1 pseudogene is annotated in these 227 nt (G+C 79.3%); it reads left to right on the top strand.

Features of this window, described 5'->3' with window-relative positions:
• Nucleotides 1-227 (top strand): annotated as a pseudogene (locus tag G3I42_RS12905) (ATP-binding protein); the annotation flags it as partial.

The following is a 227-nucleotide window of genomic DNA, read 5'->3' as shown; positions in this document are numbered from 1 at the left end:
CCTCGTCGTCTCCCCGCTGCCCGCGCGCGCCGCCACCCTGGTGCGCACACTCGCCGCCGGTGAAGTGCCGCTCGTCCTCACCGGGCAGGCCGCCTTCGACCCCGAGTGGGGCGCCGCCGTGCTCCTGGACGCGCCGCCCGCGCACGCGCGCGCCGCCGAGCAGTGGGCCCGCGCGCTCGGTACGGAACCGGACTTCGACCTCGCCGCGACCGTCGCCCCCTACCGCC

This window comes from Streptomyces sp. SID11385 (assembly GCF_010548245.1).
GTDB lineage: Bacteria > Actinomycetota > Actinomycetes > Streptomycetales > Streptomycetaceae > Streptomyces.
Note: the sequence above shows the minus strand (reverse complement) of the source record. Positions and strands in the feature narration are given on the sequence as shown.